Here is a 441-nt window from a genome sequence, read left to right on the forward strand (position 1 = left end):
TTTCTGGATTGGTCGCAAAGAGGGCGCCATTGGCGTATTTACCGCCGGAAAATTAACGCGCTCCAGCGTTTACTACCAGGCGGTGATCCTGGCGCTCAGCCCGTTTCATAACGCGGTGTATCGATAATTATTTGCGCTATGTTGTAGGCCTGATAAGCACAGCGCCATCAGGCATTTCGCGGCGATGTTGCCGGATGGCCGCTTCGTCTTATCCGGCCTACGAGCAAATCAGGCGCTTTTCAGCAGTATCTGCTCAAGCCAATGACGCAGTTCAACCGGCGCGGATTTCAGGCTGTTTGACCCGCGTGTGATGGTAGCGATGCCCGCCCCCAGCTCGGTTTTCAACTCGCGCTGGCTCATTTCGCCACGCAGCAACTCCTCAATAATGCGCACGCGCGTTCCCAGCGCTTCACGCTCGTCCGGCGTAAGCATCAGTTGTAA

At 56.0% G+C, this 441-nt stretch carries 2 protein-coding genes; one reads left to right on the top strand and one right to left on the bottom strand.

Annotation, left to right across the window (positions count from 1 at the left end):
- The first annotated feature begins 7 nt into the window (after positions 1 to 7).
- Positions 8 to 127, top strand: coding sequence for a DUF84 family protein (locus tag ACEWB7_RS17860; RefSeq protein WP_411581071.1), 120 nt, complete (start codon positions 8 to 10; stop codon positions 125 to 127).
- Positions 128 to 228: 101 nt separating this feature from the next.
- On the opposite strand, the gene trpR is transcribed toward ACEWB7_RS17860, so the two are convergent.
- On the bottom strand, positions 229 to 441 hold a 213-nt coding region (trpR, locus tag ACEWB7_RS17865), incomplete at its 5' end, for a trp operon repressor (protein WP_411581070.1).

This window comes from Acinetobacter sp. NIOH-H-8 (assembly GCF_046635365.1).
GTDB lineage: Bacteria > Pseudomonadota > Gammaproteobacteria > Pseudomonadales > Moraxellaceae > Acinetobacter.